The organism is uncultured Rhodoblastus sp., assembly GCF_903903185.1.
GTDB lineage: Bacteria > Pseudomonadota > Alphaproteobacteria > Rhizobiales > Beijerinckiaceae > Rhodoblastus.
This window is the reverse complement of sequence record NZ_CAIUXT010000229.1, coordinates 39,444-58,535: the sequence shown is the minus strand read 5'-3', so window position 1 is coordinate 58,535 and position 19,092 is coordinate 39,444. Positions and strand designations below refer to the sequence as shown.

19 protein-coding genes are annotated in these 19,092 nt (G+C 63.2%); 10 read left to right on the top strand and 9 right to left on the bottom strand.

Translation table 11 applies throughout. The features are described 5' to 3' along the window. A partial coding sequence (locus tag QZY01_RS21130) for a circularly permuted type 2 ATP-grasp protein (RefSeq protein ID WP_294541167.1) occupies positions 1-524 on the bottom strand: 524 nt, incomplete at its 3' end. A gap of 492 nt (positions 525-1,016) precedes the next feature. Here QZY01_RS21130 and QZY01_RS21125 point away from each other — a divergent pair. Together QZY01_RS21125 and QZY01_RS21120 are read left to right on the top strand one after the other, a co-directional pair. Beyond that, the gene (locus QZY01_RS21125; RefSeq protein ID WP_294541165.1) at positions 1,017-2,159 is read left to right on the top strand and encodes an efflux RND transporter periplasmic adaptor subunit; all 1,143 of its coding nucleotides are present in this window, start codon (positions 1,017-1,019) and stop codon (positions 2,157-2,159) included. A gap of 123 nt (positions 2,160-2,282) precedes the next feature. Next, the gene (locus tag QZY01_RS21120; protein WP_294541163.1) at positions 2,283-5,480 is read left to right on the top strand and encodes an efflux RND transporter permease subunit; all 3,198 of its coding nucleotides are present in this window, start codon (positions 2,283-2,285) and stop codon (positions 5,478-5,480) included. Positions 5,481-5,531: 51 nt separating this feature from the next. Here the strand turns inward: QZY01_RS21120 and QZY01_RS21115 are convergent, their stop codons facing one another. Further along, positions 5,532-7,469, bottom strand: a complete 1,938-nt coding sequence (locus tag QZY01_RS21115) for an alpha/beta hydrolase (protein ID WP_294541162.1) — start codon at positions 7,467-7,469, stop codon at positions 5,532-5,534. Between the two features lie 412 nt (positions 7,470-7,881). Between QZY01_RS21115 and QZY01_RS21110 the strand changes: the two genes are divergently transcribed. The 8 genes from QZY01_RS21110 to QZY01_RS21075 all read left to right on the top strand — a co-directional run bounded on the left by QZY01_RS21110 (position 7,882) and on the right by QZY01_RS21075 (position 14,162). Further along, positions 7,882-8,358 carry a ferritin family protein gene (locus QZY01_RS21110; RefSeq protein ID WP_294541160.1) on the top strand — a complete coding sequence of 159 codons (477 nt, stop codon included), beginning with the start codon at positions 7,882-7,884 and terminating at the stop codon, positions 8,356-8,358. 216 nt (positions 8,359-8,574) lie between these two features. Continuing rightward, complete coding sequence (locus QZY01_RS21105; protein WP_294541158.1) at positions 8,575-10,170, top strand: peptide chain release factor 3; 1,596 nt, start codon at positions 8,575-8,577, stop codon at positions 10,168-10,170. Positions 10,171-10,276: 106 nt separating this feature from the next. Continuing rightward, complete coding sequence (locus tag QZY01_RS21100; RefSeq protein ID WP_294541156.1) at positions 10,277-10,726, top strand: hypothetical protein; 450 nt, start codon at positions 10,277-10,279, stop codon at positions 10,724-10,726. A 27-nt stretch (positions 10,727-10,753) separates the two neighbouring features. Beyond that, on the top strand, positions 10,754-11,515 hold the full coding sequence (locus QZY01_RS21095; RefSeq protein ID WP_294541154.1) for a ribonuclease T: 762 nt from the start codon (positions 10,754-10,756) through the stop codon (positions 11,513-11,515). 40 nt (positions 11,516-11,555) lie between these two features. Then, a complete protein-coding gene (locus QZY01_RS21090; RefSeq protein WP_294541152.1) occupies positions 11,556-12,035 on the top strand; it encodes a nuclear transport factor 2 family protein in 480 nt (159 codons plus the stop codon). 123 nt (positions 12,036-12,158) lie between these two features. Further along, positions 12,159-12,956, top strand: a complete 798-nt coding sequence (gene rlmJ / locus QZY01_RS21085; RefSeq protein WP_294541151.1) for a 23S rRNA (adenine(2030)-N(6))-methyltransferase RlmJ — start codon at positions 12,159-12,161, stop codon at positions 12,954-12,956. Between the two features lie 272 nt (positions 12,957-13,228). Continuing rightward, positions 13,229-13,441 carry a cold-shock protein gene (locus QZY01_RS21080; protein WP_294541149.1) on the top strand — a complete coding sequence of 71 codons (213 nt, stop codon included), beginning with the start codon at positions 13,229-13,231 and terminating at the stop codon, positions 13,439-13,441. A 109-nt stretch (positions 13,442-13,550) separates the two neighbouring features. Beyond that, positions 13,551-14,162, top strand: coding sequence for a glutathione S-transferase (locus tag QZY01_RS21075; protein WP_294541147.1), 612 nt, complete (start codon positions 13,551-13,553; stop codon positions 14,160-14,162). Positions 14,163-14,296: 134 nt separating this feature from the next. On the opposite strand, the gene QZY01_RS21070 is transcribed toward QZY01_RS21075, so the two are convergent. The 7 genes from QZY01_RS21070 to QZY01_RS21040 form a co-directional block, all read right to left on the bottom strand. Then, a complete protein-coding gene (locus tag QZY01_RS21070; protein ID WP_294541145.1) occupies positions 14,297-14,971 on the bottom strand; it encodes an outer membrane beta-barrel protein in 675 nt (224 codons plus the stop codon). 297 nt (positions 14,972-15,268) lie between these two features. Continuing rightward, complete coding sequence (locus tag QZY01_RS21065; protein ID WP_294541143.1) at positions 15,269-15,529, bottom strand: hypothetical protein; 261 nt, start codon at positions 15,527-15,529, stop codon at positions 15,269-15,271. Between the two features lie 54 nt (positions 15,530-15,583). Then, complete coding sequence (locus tag QZY01_RS21060) at positions 15,584-16,831, bottom strand: CCA tRNA nucleotidyltransferase (protein WP_294541142.1); 1,248 nt, start codon at positions 16,829-16,831, stop codon at positions 15,584-15,586. A gap of 65 nt (positions 16,832-16,896) precedes the next feature. Further along, positions 16,897-17,160 (bottom strand): DUF6111 family protein, encoded by a 264-nt coding sequence (locus QZY01_RS21055; RefSeq protein ID WP_294541140.1) that lies wholly within the window; start codon positions 17,158-17,160, stop codon positions 16,897-16,899. A gap of 78 nt (positions 17,161-17,238) precedes the next feature. Then, positions 17,239-17,736 (bottom strand): hypothetical protein, encoded by a 498-nt coding sequence (locus QZY01_RS21050; RefSeq protein ID WP_294541138.1) that lies wholly within the window; start codon positions 17,734-17,736, stop codon positions 17,239-17,241. 41 nt (positions 17,737-17,777) lie between these two features. Then, complete coding sequence (locus QZY01_RS21045) at positions 17,778-18,437, bottom strand: CoA pyrophosphatase (RefSeq protein WP_294541136.1); 660 nt, start codon at positions 18,435-18,437, stop codon at positions 17,778-17,780. After that, positions 18,434-19,018, bottom strand: coding sequence for a DUF1285 domain-containing protein (locus tag QZY01_RS21040; protein ID WP_294541134.1), 585 nt, complete (start codon positions 19,016-19,018; stop codon positions 18,434-18,436). Before QZY01_RS21040 ends, QZY01_RS21045 begins: the two co-directional genes overlap by 4 nt. Between the last annotated feature and the right edge of the window lie 74 nt (positions 19,019-19,092).

The window sequence follows — 19,092 nt, the reverse complement described above, 5'->3', positions numbered from 1 at the left end:
TCGCGGTTTTCCAGCATGTAGGAGACGCCGGAGGGGGTGCGGACATTGTCTTCGAGCACATAGAAATCGTGGTCGTCGACGCGCACGATGTCGATGCCCGAAATATGCGTCCAGATGTTGTGCGGCGCCGGCCTTCCCTGCATTTCCGGGCGGTAGCACGGATTGCGGAACACCAGGTCCTCCGGGATGATCCCGGCGCGCAAAATTTCCTGCGCGCCGTAAATATCGGTGAGGAACAGGTTCAGCGCCTTGACGCGCTGGATCAGGCCGGCTTCGAGCCGCCGCCATTCGTCGCGCCCCAGCAGGCGCGGGATGATGTCGAAGGGGATCAGCCGCTCCGACGCGTCCTTTTCGCCATAGACCGCGAAGGTGATGCCGATGCGTCGAAACAGCATTTCCGCCTGCTGGCGGCGGGAATCGAGCAGGCCGGGGGGCGATTTCTCCAGCCAGTCGGCGATCCGGTTATAAAGCGCGCGCGGTTCTCCGCCGTCGCTGGTCATTTCATCGAAACAGGGCAAGGTCATCGGCTCGATCGCCTTTTTTCGTCCACTTGATCCGCCTTTGCGCTTTGAACCTCGACCGGCGAGCGGTTCGATTCCAACTCATCATGAGCCGCCTTCAGCGTCGCCGCCTTGACCTAACTTAAATGCCGCCTCGCCCGATTTGACAGCCTAAACTTTAAGCTGCGCCGGAGATTCGTGCCTGAATCCGATCAGACTCGCCGTCTCTGCCTATTTTTTAGGCGCGACAATAAATCCCATGCTGCGCGCGCCGGATATTTTGCAAGGCCAGTTTCGGCGCACAGGCGGGCGGCGGCATTTGCCTATGCGGCCCCGACGGTCTAAAAACGCGGCGGTGCGGTCGCCAAACAGCGGCGGCGCCTCTTTAACGCCATGCTGGCGGCGCCTATCTCGAGCACGCAGATGGCGCGTCTCTTAAAAGTGCTGGCGCGTTTCTGTAAATGTAAAAATGCCGGCGGCGCTTTTGTTGGCTCAGGCCATCGGCGCCCGTCCAAAATGGTTGATCTCATGCGCAAATGGGTTTTTCTGGCGGTTTTCTTTGGCCTGTCCGTCCTGGTCGGCGGCATGGCCTGGTTTCAGTTCAAGGCCAAGCCGGAAATGATGCGCGGCATCATGTCCTCCATTCCCAAGCCGGTCTCCGGCGTGGCGGTGGAGGAGGCGCGCGAGGAAATCTGGACGCCGCGCGTCAGCGTTATCGGCACGTTCAAGGCGGTTCCGGGCATAGACGTCTCCGGGCAGGTCGCGGGCATGGTCGCGGAGATCGCCTTCGCCAATGGGCAGGACGTCGCCAAGGGCGCGCTCTTGGCGCGCATCGACGATTCGACCGAACAGGCGGAGTTGCGCTCCAACGCCGCCATGCTGAAAAACGCCGAACTGGCCTTCCAGCGCCAGCAGATGCTCACCGACCACGGCGTCGCCGCCAAATCCAATTTCGATCTGGCCAATGCGGTGCGCGACCAGGCCGCCGGCGCGCTCGACCGCACCCGCGCGCTGATCGCGCAGAAAACCATTGTCGCGCCCTTCGCCGGGCGGCTCGGCATTCGCAAGGTCGACGTCGGCCAATATGTCGCCGCCGGCGCGCCGCTGGTTTCGCTGCAGCAACTCGACCCGATCTTCCTCGATTTCCAGGTTCCGGAACAGAATTTCGCGGCGCTGGCGCTGGGCGGAAAGGTCTCGGCCCGGGTCGATGCCCTCGGCGGCGGCGAATTTGCCGGCAAGATCGGCAATTTCGATGCGCGCGTCGATCGCGACACGCGCACCATTCTGGTGCGGGCGGAAATCGCCAATCCCGACAAGAAGATCATGCCGGGCATGTTCGCCAACGTCACCCTCGACGCCGGGGCGCCGCAGAAAATGGTCACCGCGCCCCGCACCGCCGTCGCCTTTTCGCTTTACGGCGATTCGGTTTTCGTCGTGCGGCCGGACGACGCCGAAAAAGGCTTTGACGGTCCGCTCCATGTCGAGCGCCGCAATGTCAGCATCGGCGAGTCGCGCGAGGATCGCGTCGTCCTCAAGCAGGGCGTCGCGGCGGGCGACAAGATCGTTTCGCAGGGGCAGATCAAGCTCCAGCCCAACGCCGCCGTGCGGATCGAGACCGGTCTGGCGCTGCGGCCGCAGGCGGTCCGGCCACTGCAATAGCGGGCCGCTGCAACAGAACGGGAACCGTTCCGCTTAGCTGGAGGCGCGGTCGGCGCCGCCCTTCGGAGTTTGAGCGAGGGACGGACTGCGGCCGGTCGCGATCGATTGGGAAAAGAAAGACAAATGGGCGCCTTTACCGATCTTTTCATTCGCCGTCCGGTGTTGGCGATCGTGGTCAGCCTGCTGATCCTGCTGGTGGGCGCGCAGGCCGGGTTCAATATGCAGATCCGCCAATATCCGGCTCTGTCCCAGGCGACCATCACCGTCACCACCCATTATCCCGGCGCCAACGCCGACCTGATCAAGGGCTTCATCACCACGCCGATCGAACAGGCGGTGGCCAGCGCCGAGGGCGTCGATACGCTGGTGTCGAATTCGCAGCAGAACGTCTCGACCGTCACGCTCAACCTGCGCCTCAACGCCAATGCCGACCGGGCGATGACCGACGTTCTCGCCAAGGTCAACCAGGTCAAGTATCAACTGCCGCGCGACGCCATGGACCCGGTGGTGGTCAAGGAGGCGGGCCAGGGCACGGCGCTGCTCTACATGTCGTTCAATTCCGATGTGTTGTCGCCGTCGCAGATCACCGATTACATCACCCGCGTGGTGCAGCCGCGCCTCCAGACCATCGAGGGGGTCGCCAGCGCCCAGATCATCGGCGGGCAGAATTTCGCCATGCGCGTCTGGCTCGATCCCGACCGCATGGCGGCGCGCAACGTCACCGCCGCCGACGTCCGCAACGCGCTGCTCGCCAATAATTTCACTTCCGCCGCCGGCCAGGTCAAGGACGACTTCACCCAGACCAGCATCAACGCCCTGACCTCGCTCGACAACGCCCAGGCCTTTTCGCATCTGGTGATTTCGAGCCGAGGCGACGCCCTGGTGCGGCTCGGCGACGTTTCGCGCGTCGAACTGGGGCCGGAAAGCGTCGATTCCTCGGCGGTGTTCGATGGACTGAAGGCCGTGTTCATCGGCATTTACGCCACGCCGACGGCCAATCCGCTGACGGTGATTTCGGACGTGCGCAAGGCCTTTCCCGGGATCGAGGCGGCGCTGCCCGCCGGCGTCACCGGGGCGGTGGCCTATGACGCCACCGAATTCATTCGCGCTTCGATCGACGAGGTGGCCAAGACCCTGATCGAGGCGGCGGCCATCGTCATCGTCGTGATCTTTCTGTTTCTCGGCGATCTGCGCGCGACGCTGGTTCCCATCGTCACCATCCCTTTGTCGCTGATCGGCGTCATGCCTTTCCTTATGTGGATGGGCTATTCGATGAACATCCTGACGCTGCTCGCCTTCGTCCTCGCCATCGGCCTGGTGGTGGACGACGCCATCGTGGTGGTCGAGAATATCTACCGCCACATCGAGCACGGATTGGCGCCGAAAGAGGCGGCGCTCAAGGGCGCGCGCGAAATCGCCCTGCCGGTGATCGGCATGACCGTTACGCTCGCGGCGGTCTATGCGCCGATCGGCTTCGTCTCCGGTCTCACCGGCGCCCTGTTCAAGGAATTCGCCTTCACGCTCGCCGGTGCGGTGGCGGTGTCGGGCTTCATCGCCCTGACCCTGTCGCCGATGATGTGTTCGAAACTGCTGCGCCCCCACAACCGCCCCAAAGGCCAGACGGGACCGGGACAAAGCGCGGCGGCGAATGGCCGCCGGGGTTTTGCGACCTTTCTCGACGAGACCTTCGAGGCGCTGCGCCGCCGCTATGAGCGCCTGCTCGGCAAAACGATGAATTACCGCGCCGTGACGGTGATGGTTCTCGTCGGCGTTCTGGCGATGACCGCGATCATGTATGTCTCGACGCCGCGCGAACTGGCCCCGGAGGAGGACCAGGGCATCCTCTTGACTGTGGTCAAGACCCCGCAAACGGCCAATCTCGATTATCTCGAACAGGTTACGTCGCGGCTCAAGACCAATGTCTTCGATAAGGTCGAAGAGAAGAGTCATGTGTTCATGATCAACGGTTCGGGCGGCGTCAACCAGGGCATGGCGGGCCTGCTGCTCAAGAACTGGGGCGACCGCAAGCGCACCCAGAGCCAGATCCTGCGCGGCCTGCAACCTTCGCTCGCCGACGAGACCGGCGGCCAGATCTTCGCCTTTTCGCTGCCGGCGCTGCCGGGCTCGACCGGCGGCCCGCCGGTGCAATTCGTCATCCGCACGGCGGGCGATTACCGCACGCTCTCGGGCGTCCTCGAACAGCTTCAGGCCGCCGCGAACAAGAGCGGCCTGTTCCTGTTCACAGACGGCGATCTCAAGTTCGACACGCCGCAGTTCGAAATCAAAATCGACGCCGCCAAGGCCAATAATCTCGGCGTCTCGATGCAGGACATCGGCGCGACGCTGGCGACCTTTCTCGGCGGCAATTATGTCAACCGCTTCAATCTCGATGGCCGCTCCTATCAGGTCATTCCGCAGGCCCCGCGCGATTTCCGCCTCAGCGAGGACTGGCTGACCCGCTATCAGGTGCGCACTGCGAGCGGTGCTTTGGCGCCGCTCTCGACAGTGGCGAGCGTAACCGCCAAAGTGCAGCCCAACGCGCTGACCTCGTTCCAGCAATTGAATTCGGCGACGCTTACCGGCGTGCCCTTCCCCGGTCATACGCTCGGCGAGGCTTTGGGCTTCCTGCAGGACAAGTCGGCGGAAATTTTTCCGGCGGGCTTTTCATACGATTTTCAGGGCGAGAGCCGGCAGTTCAAGCAGGAGGGCAATACGCTGGCGCTGGCCTTCGTGTTTTCGCTGATCGTCATCTATCTGGTGCTGGCGGCGCAGTTTGAAAGCTTCCGCGATCCGTTCATCATCCTGATCGCCCTGCCGACGTCGATGTTCGGCGCGCTCTTGCCCTTGAACGTCATGGGCGTGTTCGGCGCGGCCTCGATCAACATCTATACCCAGATCGGGCTGATGACGCTGATCGGGCTGATTTCCAAACACGGCATCCTGATGGTCGATTTCGCCAACCAGATGCAGCGCAACGAACAGCTTTCGCCGCGCGAGGCGATCGAACACGCGGCGGGCGTGCGGTTGCGGCCGATCCTGATGACCACGGCGGCGATGGTGGTCGGCATGTTGCCTCTGATCGTCGCGGCGGGCGCCGGCGCGCGCTCGCGCGCCGCGATCGGCATGGTCATCGCGTCGGGCATGAGCGTCGGCACGTTGTTTACGCTGTTCGTCACTCCGGCGGTCTATTCGCTGCTGGCGCGCGATCACCGCGACGAAGGGGCGAAAGCAGCTGCCGTTCCGAAGAAAACCGCGCGCCCGCAGGGGCCGGCGCCGGCGCTCGCCCCGGCGCACGCCGAAGCCGATGCGGCGGTCGGGTGAGGCAGGCGCGCCTCGCTTTTCCTGCTGGGCGACAAGCGCCAGCAAGAGCGCTCACGGCTGGATCACCCAATAGGCCGCTCCCGCCTTTTCCTTGGCTTCGAGACCGCGCGCGCCCGCCATCGTCGCCTGGTTCAGAATCTGCTTGAAATCCTGAATCGCCTTGGGTTCGTCGAACACATAGGAATGGCCGCCAAGCCGCGCATCGACGGATTCGACGCCGCCGGTGACTAAAATATTGTCGCCGCCGCTGCCGGCGCGCGGCGCCCGGTGATAGCTTTCCGAAATCAATATGGCGCGGTCATATTGCGAGGCGTAAAGCGTGCGGATCGCGCCGATCTTGCGCACCATGCGGATCTGGTCGCGGAACACATCCTGCGCCACGTCGGGCGCGGCGAAAATCGCCGCGCCGATCCGCAGGCCCGACTTCGCCAGCGCGAATTCGCGCAACATCTGCAACAACATGCGGTTCCCCATGCTGTGGGCGACGAAATCGAGCTGCAATTCCGGCCCGGCCGTCGCGATTTCATTCACCAGTTCAACGAGATGCGGCTCGCTCCAGGCGCTGGAGTCCTCGTCATAGGCATAGCCGAAGGCCGAGCCTTCCGAGGGCCAGCTCCAGCCGACGATGGCGCCGTCATACTCGGCTTCCGATCCGAGTTGCAGCGCCCGCCAGAGCAAGCTGTCGAAGGAAATGTTGAAGCCGTGGATCACGAACATCACCTTCGAGCCGCCGGCTTCGCGGGTCTTGGCGACGATCAGCTTCGCGCATTCCTCGACGCCCTTGATCAGGGTTTTGGGCGCAGGCGGAATCTGCGGCTCGCCGGAGTTGCGCGCCGGCGCGCCGAGATAGCCGCAGGTATATTCGAACGGATCGAGCCGGCGGGCGCCGAAACGCGTCTTGTAGTCCAGCGTCGCCTCGTCGTTGCGGTCGGTGACGAAAAACACCGGCGAGCGCGCCGCCATTTTGCGGGCCTGCTCGGGGGCGGGCGGGGCCGCGTTTTGCAGCGCCGGCGCCGGCGGCGAATGGACCTCGACTTCCGCCTTGCGCCAAAGCTCCATTTCCTTGCCCATGGCGGCGGGACTGTCGCCTTCCTTGCGCATCGCCGGTTTCCCGGCGACGTTCGTCGTCATGTCCATGCGCTGGTCGAGATGGGTCAACTCGACATTGGGAATGGTCACGATCGCCTCCTCGCGCGCCATGAGTTCGGCGTCGGCGGCCTCCCGCGCCTGTTTCGCCGCGATTTTCAGCGCGTTTTTCTGCGCTTCGCTGAGCTTGAGCCAGAAATCGGGCGCCGCCGCCAGCAGCCCGGTTTCCGGCCAGCCAACGGTCAGATAGAGCTTGCCGCCAAATTTTTTGGCGAAATCCCTGGTCGCCGCGCCGAGTTGCGTCTCCAGCGCATTGGTCGCGCCCTCCTTCATGCTCATCCTGGACTGCGAAATCTTCGCGCCGAGGGAGTTGAGAATTTTGACATCCGGCGCGCCCTTGTCCGCCGCCACCGTCAGCTTGGCGAAATCCGCCGTCGAGCGGATCGGCTCCCGGGTGAGGAAATAGGTGATGGCGTGATTCCATAATTGCAGCGGAAACAGGCCCGAGCGGCCGGCGCCGGTGGCGGTGGCGTCGCCGAGAAAGCTGTTCTGCATCAGAAAAACCTCCTTCGCCGACTGGAAAACGAAAGGCCGTGTCAGCAGCGAGGCTTCGGAACCCGCCGTTTGCAGCTTGCGCAAGTCCTCGTCCGCCAAGGTGAAGACGCCGATATCCGCCGCGCCGGTCTTGACCGCCCCCATCGCCGCGCTCTCGCCCGCCTGCTGTTTCGCGATCAAGGTCACGCCCGCTTGCGCGAGAATTTTGCTCGACAACAGCGATTTGACGAAGACATCCCCGGAATAGGCGGAGGGAAAGGCGAGCCGCGCTTCGACGGCCAGCGCGCGAAAGGGCGCCGCGACGCCGAACGACAGGCAGGCGAGTGTTAAGAGAAGGCGGCGCGGCATGGGCTTGGCTCCGGCGAGGGTCTGATGGCGTTACGTCGGTTTGCAGGGAATATTACTAAAATCTTGCGGTCGCGCCCTTATCTATTGCGCCATTGAATCGGCGCGATAGAACCTTGAGCCTGCGCCGCACTGGTCCGGGACGCAAGCAAGGCCGGAATTTTCGGCGTTTTTCCCGCCCGGCTGTTCTGCGCCGGAACTTGTGGCGCCATAACCAAGTTTCCACCGACAGGCATCGATTTCAATGCGAAAACGCGGGTCCGGCGGCAGATCGGGTGAAAGCATTAAACTAAAGTTTAATGTCAAAGCTGCCCATTTTTGCTACTTGCCTAAAAAAGCGACTTGTCCTATCGCCGCGCCGGTGTATGAAAATTATTCGCAGTTGAAATTCGCCAAGCGGTACGGGAGGCGATTTATGCAGACGGTCGAAGAATTTCTGGCCTATTCGATTCATCTTGAGCAGGAAGCGGCGTCGCGTTTTGGCGAGCTGGCGGATGCAATGACGTCGGGCGGCAACAAGGAAGTGGCGCAATTGTTCCGGCGCCTGTCCGATTATTCCAAATTGCATCTCGGCGACGCGAAGGCGCGCGCGGGTTTCCGCGAAATTCCGGAAATCGGCCCCGAGGAATTCGTCTGGCCCGATCTGGAGAGCCCGGAAGCAGCGGCGATCTGGGGCGCAGACCCGATGATCGGTCGCGCCGAGGCCTTGCAGATCGCGCTCGCTGCCGAAACCGCCGGCTATAATTATTATAAATCGGTGCTGGATACGACCGACGATCCGGAAGTCAAGGTTCTGGCTGCGGAATTTGTCGCAGAAGAGGCGGGCCATGTCGCCGAACTGAACAAGTGGATCGTCGCCTGCGAAGCCGGAATGACGGCCCCGGCGGACTAGCCTGTTCCCAAAAAGTTGCAGACTTTTTGGACAAGAACAGGCGGTAAAGAGCGCCTGTTCCCAAAAAGTTGCAGACTTTTTGGGCAAGAACAGGCGGTCGATATCGTCGCGGTTCGCTGATCGGCGGTGTGGAAGCCCTTGGGCGCGTTCGGCGATTTGCCTTGCAAGCGTCAATCGCGTTAATCAGCCGGACAGACACCCCAAACCCGGCTGAATATGCAAAATCCCGATCCCCAAAGTCGCGATCCCGTCGCGCGGCGGCGCACTTTTGCCATCATCTCGCATCCCGACGCCGGCAAAACCACGCTGACAGAAAAACTGCTGCTGTTCGGCGGCGCCATCCAGCTTGCCGGCGAAGTGCGCGCCAAGGCCAACCGCCGCCAGACCCGTTCCGACTGGATGGGCATCGAGCGCGAGCGCGGCATCTCGGTCGTCACCTCGGTGATGACCTTCGAATATGGCGATTGCGTCTATAATCTGCTCGACACGCCGGGCCACGAGGACTTTTCCGAAGACACCTATCGAACCCTCACCGCTGTCGACAGCGCCATCATGGTGATCGACGCGGCCAAGGGCATCGAGGCGCGCACGCGCAAACTGTTCGAAGTCTGCCGGTTGCGCGACATTCCGATCATCACCTTCATCAACAAGATGGACCGCGAAACCCGCGATCCCTTCGATCTGCTCGACGAGATCGAGAAGACGCTGGCGCTCGACACGGTGGCGCTGACCTGGCCGATCGGACGCGGCCGGACCTTTGCCGGCACCTATGACCTGCGCGCCAATGTCGTGCGCCGGCTCGAGGAGGACGCCGAGCCGATCCAGGTTTCCGGCCCCGACGATCCGCAAATCGCCGCGCTTTCCAACCCCGCCGACGCCGAAATCGCGGCTGAGGAAATTTCCCTGGCGCGCGAGGCGCAAAAGCCGTTCGATGTCGCGGCCTTTCTCGAAGGCCATCTGACGCCGGTGTTCTTCGGCTCGGCGCTCAAAAAATTCGGCGTGCAGGATCTGATCGACGCGCTGGCGGAATTCGCGCCGCCGCCGCAGCCGGTCGCCGCCTCCACCCGCACGGTCGATCCGCGCGAGCCGAAAATGACCGGCTTCGTCTTCAAGATTCAGGCGAACATGGACCCCAACCACCGCGACCGCATCGCCTTTCTGCGGGTCACCTCGGGACGCTTGCAACGCGGAATGAAGGCGCGGCTGTCGCGCACGGGGAAAAATATTGCGCTCAACGCGCCGCAATTCTTTTTCGCCCAGGACCGCCAACTGGCGGAAGAGGCCTTCGCCGGCGATGTCGTCGGCATTCCTAACCACGGCGCCCTGCGCATCGGCGACACTTTGACCGAGGGCGAAAATCTGGTGTTTCGCGGGGTGCCCAGTTTCGCGCCGGAAATCCTGCGCCGGGTCAAACTCGGCGACGCGATGAAGGCCAAGAAGTTGCGCGAAGCTTTGCAGCAGATGGCGGAAGAGGGCGTGGTGCAGCTGTTTTTGCCGCATGACGGCGCCCCGGCGATGGTCGGCGTCGTTGGCGCGCTGCAACTCGACGTGCTCGCCGAAAGGTTGCAGGCCGAATATGGCCTGCCGGTGAGTTTCGAGAACAGCCGTTTCGAAATCTGCCGCTGGATCGACGCCGACGAGTCCGCCGAACTGGACCGTTTCAAGAACGCCTATCCCTCGTCCATGGCCAACGATCTCGACGGCGCGCCGGTGTTTCTGGCGCAATCCGCGTTTTCGCTCCGCTACGACCAGGAGCGCTGGCCCGCGATCCGTTTCGCCGACATCAAGGATTATCAGGTCGGCAAAAGCTGAGGGGGCCGGGCTTTTTCACTTGGCTGGGGGCGCGCGAAAAAAACCGCCTTGACGGGGCTTGCGCAATTCGCGCATCGTCCCGGATGATCGCCGTTAGGGGGATATCATGCTGATTTCACGTTGCGCCGCCCTTGGGGCCGTGTTGTTGTCGCTTGGCGCGGGCGTCATGTCATCGAGCGCAGCCTGGGCTTTCCCGGCCGAAAGCCGGACCATTCCCTATTCCGGCGACCTGCCGCCCTGCGAGGATAGCTGGACGCTGCAAGAGATCGCCCGGGCCTTCAATTATTCCCGATATTGGTATTCGCATGAGCGGCTCGCACTCGACCATTTCGAAACGGTCAGGGAGGTCGGCTTCCGCACCAATGGCCGCGAATTCATTCCGCGGCGCTATTGCGTCGCCCGCGCCTGGTTCAGCGACGGCCGCGAGCGCGAGGTCAAATATAATGTGATCGAGCGCGGCGGATTCGTCGGCCTGGGCAATGGCGTCGAATGGTGCGTGGTCGGCGAAGACCCGTTCCATGTCTATTCGCCCGCCTGCCGCGCCGCCGGCCCCTGAGCGTCGGTTTTTTCGCGGAAATTTGCAATGAAAAGCCTGTTTGCGATGGCCTTGCTGGTTCTGGCCGCAACGCCCGCCTTCGGTCTCGACGCCCGCGACTGCCTGCTCGATCGCTGCGCCGACCAGCGAACAACGCCGGAAACGGACTCGCAGGGGTTTGGAAGGCCGTCGCCGCCGCGCGACGAAAAGTTCAATTCGCGCCGGGGCGGGGCGGCGCCGGCCGGAGATTTCGATTTTTACGTGCTGGCTTTGTCCTGGTCGCCGAGTTTCTGCGCCGAGGGCGGCGCGCAAAGGTCGCGCGGCCAATGCGCGCCCGGCGCCAATCCCGGCTTTGTCGTCCACGGCCTGTGGCCGCAATATTTTTCCGGCTATCCCTCGCAATGCCGGGGTGACGGCTTTCTGCCGTTTTCGGTTCTCGCCGGTCTGGATGGGCTCTATCCCGACCAGGGTCTGGCGCGGCATGAATGGCGCCAGCATGGCGTCTGTTCGGGCAAGACCCCGGCCGGCTATTTCGCCGATGTGCGCGCGGCGCGCGACGCGGTGGCGATTCCCTCGGCTTTCAAGGCGCTGGAACAGGATCGCGAATTTTCGCCGCTCGCCGTGCAGCGCGCCTTTATCGAGGCCAATCGGCGCCTGCGGCCGGGCATGATGGCGGTGACCTGCCGGCGCGGCGTCTTGCAGGAGGCGCGGCTGTGCCTTTCGCGCGATCTGCGCGATTTTGTCGCCTGTCCGCAGGTCGCGCGGGCCTCCTGCCGCAGCCAGAGCCTCGTCGTGCCGGCGGGGGGATGAGCGCGCTCGACATGGCGGCCCAGGGCGCGGAGGGGTCCTTATGTTTCGTTCACGTTTATTGGCTTGCCTGTGCCTCCTGGCTTTCGGTTTGAGCCAGGCGGCGGCGCGCGCCGACGAGGCGGCGGACAAGGCGGCGGTCGCCGCGCGGCTGCGCGGTTTCGCGGACGCCTTCAACGCGCGCGATGAAGCTCGATCTTGCGACATATTTGCGCCCGACCTGATCGCGACCGCGCCTCCGCGGCTGGAGACCGGCCGTGCGGCGATCTGCGGCAATATCGACCGGCTGCTCGCAAGGCCGGATCTGCGGCTTCATTACGACGATCCGGATATTCGCGAGATCATCGTCGCGGGCGATATCGCCGTCGTTCGCGTCCTTTGGACGCTCACCGTCCGGAAGGGCGGCGCGCAGGACAGGACTCCCGAGGGCGGCATCGATGTTTTTCGCCGCCAGCCGGACGGGCGTTGGTCGATCGCCCGCATGGCCGCTTTCACCCTGCGGCCGAACAAGTTGCTCGATTGATCGGGGCGGCGGCAGGCAGGCAAGCAAGCGTCCCCTGGCCGGTTCCGGTTCGAAGAGGGGAAAAAATCAGGGAGATCGTCCATCAACTATCGCCATGAATTTCACGCGGGCAATTTCGCCGATGTGCTCAAGCACGTCTTTCTGACCCGCATCCTGCTCTATCTGCACGGCAAGGAAAAACCGTTCCGCTACATCGACACCCACGCCGGGGCGGGACTCTACGATCTGACCTCGCCGGAGGCGGCGCGGATGAGCGAGGCGCGCGACGGCGTCGGCCGGCTTTTGGCGGCCCCCGATCTTGGCGCGGCGGCGCCTTTGCTTGAACCGTGGCTGGCGGCGGTCCAGGCTGTTGGCGCGCCGCGCTTCTATCCCGGCTCGCCGCTGATCGCGCAAAAATTCCTGCGCGCCGGCGACAGGGCGATTTTCTGCGAAATGCTGCCTGAGGCCTCCAAAAGCCTGCGCCGCGCGCTCAACAAGGATATTCGGACCAAACTCGTCGAGACCGACGGCTACCGGGGTTTGAAAGCCTTTGTGCCGCCGCCGGAGCGGCGCGGTCTCGTGCTGATCGATCCGCCCTATGAGCGGCGCGACGAATATGAGCGGGTTTTCGATACATTTTGCGCGGCGCTCGGCAAATGGTCCGGCGGGATTTTCGTGATCTGGCTGCCGGTCAAGGAGAAGGACGTGGTCGACGCCTTTTGCCGCGCCATCGCGGCCTTGGCGCCGGCCAGCCTGCGCGTCGATTTGCAGGTCGAGACGCCCGCGAGCGGCAGGCCGCTGGCGCGCGCCGGCCTTGTCATCGTCAACCCGCCCTGGGTGCTGGAAGACCAGGCGCAAATCATCCTGCCGGTTCTCGCGCGGCTGATGGCGCGCGGGCCGGGGGCGGAATTTTCGATTGAGCTTCTGGGCGCTCCAGCCTGAAGGCGACTTAAGACGAATCCGTCAAGACTTGCCAACAGCGACAACTTGTCGCAGTTTATTGACAGTTGGGGGCGCCGCGCGCAAGCGCGGCCGCTGACGGAAAAATCCGCAGCGTTGTTTTGCCGGTCGGCGTCGATCGAAGCAGGACAACCGCCAACCGGCCGATCGCGACTGGGCCGGGTGGGCTGCATTTTGTGGAACTGCAATCCTTGCGTCGTTGACCACGGCGCTCCCTCCCCCGCGATTTGGCCCTGACCGGAGGGGAAAAAGTCATGCCGCAACAGGGCACCATCAAATTCTTCAACGCCGACAAGGGATATGGCTTCATCAAGCCGAGCGACGGGGGCAGGGACATTTTCGTCCATATCACCGCCGTCGAACAGGCCGGCCTCGCCTCGCTCAACGAGGGACAGAAAATCTCCTTCGAGGTCGAGCCGGACAAGAAGGGCAAAGGCCCCAAGGCGGTCAATCTGCACCTGGATTGATCCGTCGAAAATTTCGGGCCGGCGTTCGATCGCGCGAAAGTCTTGTGTCCCCGCCGGGAACCGGGTTGGCTTCGCTTAACCCGATTAAGGCGCGCCCGGAGTTCTCGCCATGAAATTATATTATTCGCCGCCCTCGCCGTTTTCGCGCAAGGCGCGGATTGTCGCCGCTTTGCTGGGTTTCGGGCCGCGTCTCGAGCTTGTCGTCGCCGACACGCTCGACCCCGACGACGCGATCCGCCGCAAAAACCCGCTCGGAAAAATTCCGGTGCTCGAAACCGACGAAGGCGCCAGCATATACGACAGCGCGGTGATCGTCGGTTACCTCGACGATCTGGCGGGCGGGGGCCGCGTGATTCCGCGCGACGCGGGAAAGCGCCATTCCGCCTTGACGCTGGAGGCGCTGGCCGACGGCGTGAACGACGCCGGTATCCTGCAAGTCTACGAAACCCGCATGCGGACGGAAAACGAGCGCAGCGCGCGTTGGGTTGCGCATCAGCAGGACAAGGTGTCCCGCGCCCTGGCGCATCTAGAAGCAGAACCGCCGACGCAGGATTTTGCCGGCGGCGGCGTCGCCGACGTCGGGGCCATCGCCGTCGCCTGCGCGCTCGGCTATCTCGATTTGCGTTTCGAAGGCGCCTGGCGCGCCGATCATCCCAAACTCGTCGGCTGGCTCGACGCTTTTTCCAAAGCCGTCCCGGCTTTCGCCGCCACCGCCGCCTGACGCCGGGGTCAAAGCGCAGTCGCGCCTGTCGCGGCGAAATCTCTTGACAAAAAAAGCCCCGGCTTTCGCCGGGGCGGGAATTTGCGGGAGGGTTTTGCTTGTTGTCCGGCCGCCCTCGGGAGGCTGGAACTGAGTCAGAATTTATAGTTCACGCCGGCGCGCAGCAGATTCAGATTGGTCCCGACGCTGGTGTAGTTTGGGGTGCTGTTGAAATAGGAATTGGTCCCCAGCGAGACATAGAGATATTCCGCCTTGGCGGTGATATGCGGGGTGATCGCATATTCGACGCCGACGCCCAGCGTGAAGCCATTGGCGTAGAACGTCTGGTCGGCGACGGCGGAGGCGGGGGCGTTGTTAAGCACGCCGCGGATATTGGCGCCGGCGTAGCCGCCCGTGCCATAGGCCAGCAGACGCTCGGCGGCATAGCCGAAGCGGGCGCGGATGGTGTCGATATTCTGCACCACGCCGGTCGAACTGACGCCGGGCATAAAGGTCGCCTGATCGGCGATATGGCTCCAGGCATAGTCGCCTTCGGCGCCGACCATTAGATTGCCGGACTGGAAATTATAGCCGGCGGTCAGGCCGATCAGGCCGCCGGAAGGGGACGAGCCGAAATAAGCGGCGCCCGGTCCGTTGAAGCCGCCGAAGCCGACGCCGAGCTGGGCCCCGGCATAAAAGCCGGTCCAGGTGAAGCTTGGCGGAGCATCATAGCTTTGCCCATACGGGCGGCCGGGGAGATCGCCGGCCTGCGCGAGCGAGGCGGCGCCGAGCGCCGCGCCCCCGACCATGGCGATCAGAACCTTTTTCATCAGACAAACTCCGGATTCGGACCAGAGCGCGGCCCGTCTCAAGCGATTTAGAACTTTAATGGTAATTGCCGGGTAAAAATAAATGGTTTATTTATATTAGGAATTGAGGTGCGCTAATGGCAAACAAAGGCATAAACAAAGGGCTTTATATCAAATAAAAATAACCCAAGTATCGGGCTTGGATTGGAAGGAATTGCGGAAAAATGTCGATCAAAATTACATCAATAGACATGAATATTGTGGTTAATAATTTATTTACGTGTTTCACGTTGCGAATAGACGCGATTTTCCACGCCTTCAGTCGGCGCTGGGCAGGCGGCGCATGGTGAATTCGATGGCGCCGTCATCGAGTTCGCGCCAGGATTCGATTTCCGTCATATAGGCGGCCTTGGGAAAGCGGCTGAACCATTCGCGGGCTTTTTCCCGGGCTTTTTCGCGCGGCAAAGTGAAGGACTCGCGACGAAAGCCATCGCCCGTCCGCCGCTCTCTGGAAAGCCGCGACAGATTTTGCGCCAGGCGTGCGGCGAGATCGCCAGGATGTTTGTTATCGACGGCCATAATTTCTCCGCAGAAAATTAAACCATTATTGGCGCCGGCGCGTCCAGTGCGATTCTATCCGCCAATGCTTGCTCTCGCTTCGTCGATCAGGTTCGCCACGATTTGCGGCTCCTGCGGGAAACCGGCGCGAATCCACAAGGCTTGCAGGCGCTTCAGCGCTTCGCCCAGTTCCGCGCCCGGCGCCAGCCCGCGCGCCAACAGGTCCGAGGCGGCGAAAGGGGCTTTGGGTCTTGGCGTGTCGCGCAAAAATGCGTCGGCGCGCGCAAAGCCGGGGTCGTCGGGCGCAACGCTGCTTTCGGCCTCGACCAGCGCCAGAGCGTCGCGCGCCGCTGGGGCGCCATGCAGGAACAAAGCCTCGCGCAACAAGCCGGGTTCTGGCGGAGCCGCCAAACCATGCCAGACGGCGTAGACCCTCGCCATGTCGGCGAGCCGTCGCTTCTGGAGCTTGGACAGCCGCAGGCCTTCGCCCAGAATTTCCGCATCGGCTTCGCTGTGCAGGGCGAGCGAAGCCAGCGCCAGCAGCGGGTCGGCGGTCTTGCGCGCCGCCAGAATCGCCGCGAGGCGCCACAGCCGAACCGGCCAGGGCGCGACATGCAGATAGCTCAGCAATCCGGCCCCGGACATGGCCTGGATGACGAAAGCGGCGCGCTTCGCCGCGAAGATTTTCAACGTCTCCGCGCCGAGCCTTTCGCGCGACAGATGGGCGAGGCCGGCGCGCAGCGCGATGCAGGCTTCCAACCCGGCGGCGTCGAGCGGCCCTTCGCCAAAGGACGCGGAAAATCGGAAAAAGCGCAGGATGCGCAGGAAATCCTCGGCGATGCGCTTTTCCGGCGCGCCGATGAAGCGGATGCGCCGCGCCGCCAGATCTTCGAGCCCGCCGGTGTAATCGTAGAGCCTGCCGTCGGCGTCGATCGAAAGCGCGTTGACGGTGAAATCGCGGCGCAAGGCGTCGGCGGCGAAATCGCGGCCGAACCGCACTTTCGCCCGCCTCCCGTCCGTCTCCACATCCTCGCGCAAAGAAGTCACTTCGAAATGGGTTCCGTCGAACACCAGCGTCAGGGTGCCATGTTCGACGCCGGTCGGGACGACGCGCAGCCCGGCCTTGCCGGCCTTTTCGGCGATCACCTGCGGCAGGGCCGCAGCGGCGATGTCGATATCGGCGATTTCCGCTCCGATCAGGGCGTTGCGCACCGCGCCGCCGACGACGCGGATTTCCTCGCCCGAAAGCGCCCTGAACAATTTTTGCAGCGGGGCGTGGGCGAGCAGTCGTTCAATGGCTTTCTGCGCATTTTCCGAAGTCACTGGAAGCGCCTCTCCAACTTCACTGGAAGTGTCTCTCCAATTTCACTGGAAGTGTCTCCCCAACTTCACTGGAAGTGTCCCGGCGCGAGACGGCCATTCTCATCCATATGAGCGGGAATATAGGCGCCCCGGCTGCGGCCGTCGAAAAAGCCGGCGACGAGAAAGCCGGCTATCGCCAGCAACAGCCCGGCCAGCGCCAGCCAGGACACGGCGCCGCGCGACCAGTGCTCGACCACCAGCGGATGACGCGCCCGAAACCCCAGAAAAAGCGCATAAAGCAAAAAAGGCAAGGCGAACAGGCCGAGGGTTTCCAGAAGCGAGCGCGCCATTGCCAAACTTACTCCAGATTTGCGTCCGGTTCGACCTGACCCGACCGAGCGGACGCCGCGCGGCAAATGCCGCCCCGTTCATTTGCATTGCGCATCGTAGCCGCTTCCGGACTTGAGCGAAGCGGCGATTTGGGCGACAAGGGAATCGTATTTCGCCTTGTCTTCGAGCGGATATTCGATCTGAACATTGCTCCAGACGGCGCCGCTGCACGAAAGCAGCGCCTTTCGGTAGAAAACAGTCGCGCCGCGCAAGCCCGACATGACGATCCCGTCGCCTTTACGAGCACTGAAGGTCACTGTCGCACCATCGAGAGGCTCGGCTTTTTCGGCAAATTCCCTGGCGCGGGATTCCAGCGCGAAAATTCCGGAAATGGTGACGCGCGCCCGGCCGTCGGGCGAGACGAACACGCGCCCGTCCTTGTTTTCCGGGGCCGTCTGCATTTCCCATCCCGACGGATAATCGGCGGTCGCGCCAAAACGCGAATTATGGCAGGAACGCCATGGATCGGCCCCGGCGCTCCATCCGGACAATGCGACCGCAACGGCTGCGATCGCCGCGATATTCCAACGGGCCAAGCTTTCCTCCTTCGATCTGAAAGCCTCGGCAGGGCTCGGTCTCAGCGATATAGCCTCTCGTAAAGATTGCGGATCATGCCGGCCGTCGCGCCCCAGATATAGCGGTTTTGCCAGGGCATGGCGTAAAATTGCCGCTCCTGCCCCTGCCATTGGCGCTTGAGCCGCTGATGATTGGCCGGATTCATCAAGAAAGACAAAGGCGTCTCGAAGGCGTCGTCCACTTCGGCGCGGTTCAGCGACAGATTCAGCGGCGGGCGCAGCAGCGCCACCAGCGGAAAGACGCGAAAGCCGGTCGAAGTCTGGTAGGGGTCGAGACAGCCGAGAATTTCGATATTTTCGCGCATCAGCCCGATCTCCTCCTGGGCTTCGCGCAACGCGGCGTCGAGCGGCGATTCGCCCGGCTCGATCTTGCCGCCGGGAAAGGCGATCTGGCCGGAATGGTCGCGCAAGGCGGCGGCGCGCCGCGTCAAAAGCATGGTGGCGGCGCCCTCGTGCGCGACAATGGGCGCCAGCACGGCGGCGGGGCGGGCGGGCTCCGGAACCAGCGCCGCCTCGTCGGGCAAGGGCTCGTTTAGGCGATGGTCGCCATGAGGGGGGCGCGTCGAAGGATCGAAAGCATGTTCCGGCCAGGATTGCGCGAGGTTGTTGCGCGCGCGGTCGCAAAAATCCTCGGCGCTGAAAATCGGCTCAGTAAAATTCATGTCAAATTGGCCAGTTCGCGCATCGTCGCCATCGGGAAAAAGCCGCCGCCCGAATAGACGCCATAAAATTCCTCGGCCCCAACTATGCAAGACTCGCCCCAGGCGACGAGATCGTAAAACAGCGCGCGTTTGACCAAGGCCCACAGCTCGCCGCGCACCAGCACATAGGGTTTCAGGCCGCCGCTGTCGCCGGGCAGGAATTTGAGCGGATTTTTCGGCGAAATCTCCACCCAGTCCTCGACATTGGTGCGCAGGCGCAAGACCTGCGCCGGACCCTCGCTCTCGCGCAGCAATTCCACGCCGAGAAAGGGCGCGTCCTCGACGATGATGCCGACACGCTCGACCGGCGTGACCAGCACAAAGCGCTCGGGGTCCTTGCGCAACACCCCTGCGAACAGCCGCACCAGCGCCGGGCGACCGATCGGCGTCCCTTTATAGAACCAGGTCCCGTCGCGGGCGATCCGCATATCGATCTCGCCGCAATAGGGCGGGTTCCACAAATGAACCGGCGCCGGCCCGCGCGTTTTGTGCAGGTCCTCCAGGCCCCGCAAAGGCTCAGACCTCAAGTTTCCCTCGCTCATCGCAAAACTCCGCCGCCATGATTTCGCGGCATTTTATAACGCCAATGGAGAACACGACCGCAGCGATCGGGTTC

Bases quoted from the DNA above. Each gene is read 5' to 3' on its own strand.
- QZY01_RS21100 (WP_294541156.1), top strand. From the start codon at position 10,277: ATGCTGATTTCACGTTGCGCCGCCCTTGGGGCCGTGTTGTTGTCGCTT.
- QZY01_RS21115 (WP_294541162.1), bottom strand. From the start codon at position 7,469: ATGCCGCGCCGCCTTCTCTTAACACTCGCCTGCCTGTCGTTCGGCGTC.
- QZY01_RS21095 (WP_294541154.1), top strand. From the start codon at position 10,754: ATGAAAAGCCTGTTTGCGATGGCCTTGCTGGTTCTGGCCGCAACGCCC.
- QZY01_RS21125 (WP_294541165.1), top strand. From the start codon at position 1,017: ATGGTTGATCTCATGCGCAAATGGGTTTTTCTGGCGGTTTTCTTTGGC.
- QZY01_RS21090 (WP_294541152.1), top strand. From the start codon at position 11,556: ATGTTTCGTTCACGTTTATTGGCTTGCCTGTGCCTCCTGGCTTTCGGT.
- QZY01_RS21065 (WP_294541143.1), bottom strand. From the start codon at position 15,529: ATGGCCGTCGATAACAAACATCCTGGCGATCTCGCCGCACGCCTGGCG.
- QZY01_RS21040 (WP_294541134.1), bottom strand. From the start codon at position 19,018: ATGAGCGAGGGAAACTTGAGGTCTGAGCCTTTGCGGGGCCTGGAGGAC.
- QZY01_RS21070 (WP_294541145.1), bottom strand. From the start codon at position 14,971: ATGAAAAAGGTTCTGATCGCCATGGTCGGGGGCGCGGCGCTCGGCGCC.
- QZY01_RS21105 (WP_294541158.1), top strand. From the start codon at position 8,575: ATGCAAAATCCCGATCCCCAAAGTCGCGATCCCGTCGCGCGGCGGCGC.
- QZY01_RS21075 (WP_294541147.1), top strand. From the start codon at position 13,551: ATGAAATTATATTATTCGCCGCCCTCGCCGTTTTCGCGCAAGGCGCGG.
- QZY01_RS21055 (WP_294541140.1), bottom strand. From the start codon at position 17,160: ATGGCGCGCTCGCTTCTGGAAACCCTCGGCCTGTTCGCCTTGCCTTTT.
- QZY01_RS21120 (WP_294541163.1), top strand. From the start codon at position 2,283: ATGGGCGCCTTTACCGATCTTTTCATTCGCCGTCCGGTGTTGGCGATC.
- QZY01_RS21080 (WP_294541149.1), top strand. From the start codon at position 13,229: ATGCCGCAACAGGGCACCATCAAATTCTTCAACGCCGACAAGGGATAT.
- QZY01_RS21045 (WP_294541136.1), bottom strand. From the start codon at position 18,437: ATGAATTTTACTGAGCCGATTTTCAGCGCCGAGGATTTTTGCGACCGC.
- QZY01_RS21110 (WP_294541160.1), top strand. From the start codon at position 7,882: ATGCAGACGGTCGAAGAATTTCTGGCCTATTCGATTCATCTTGAGCAG.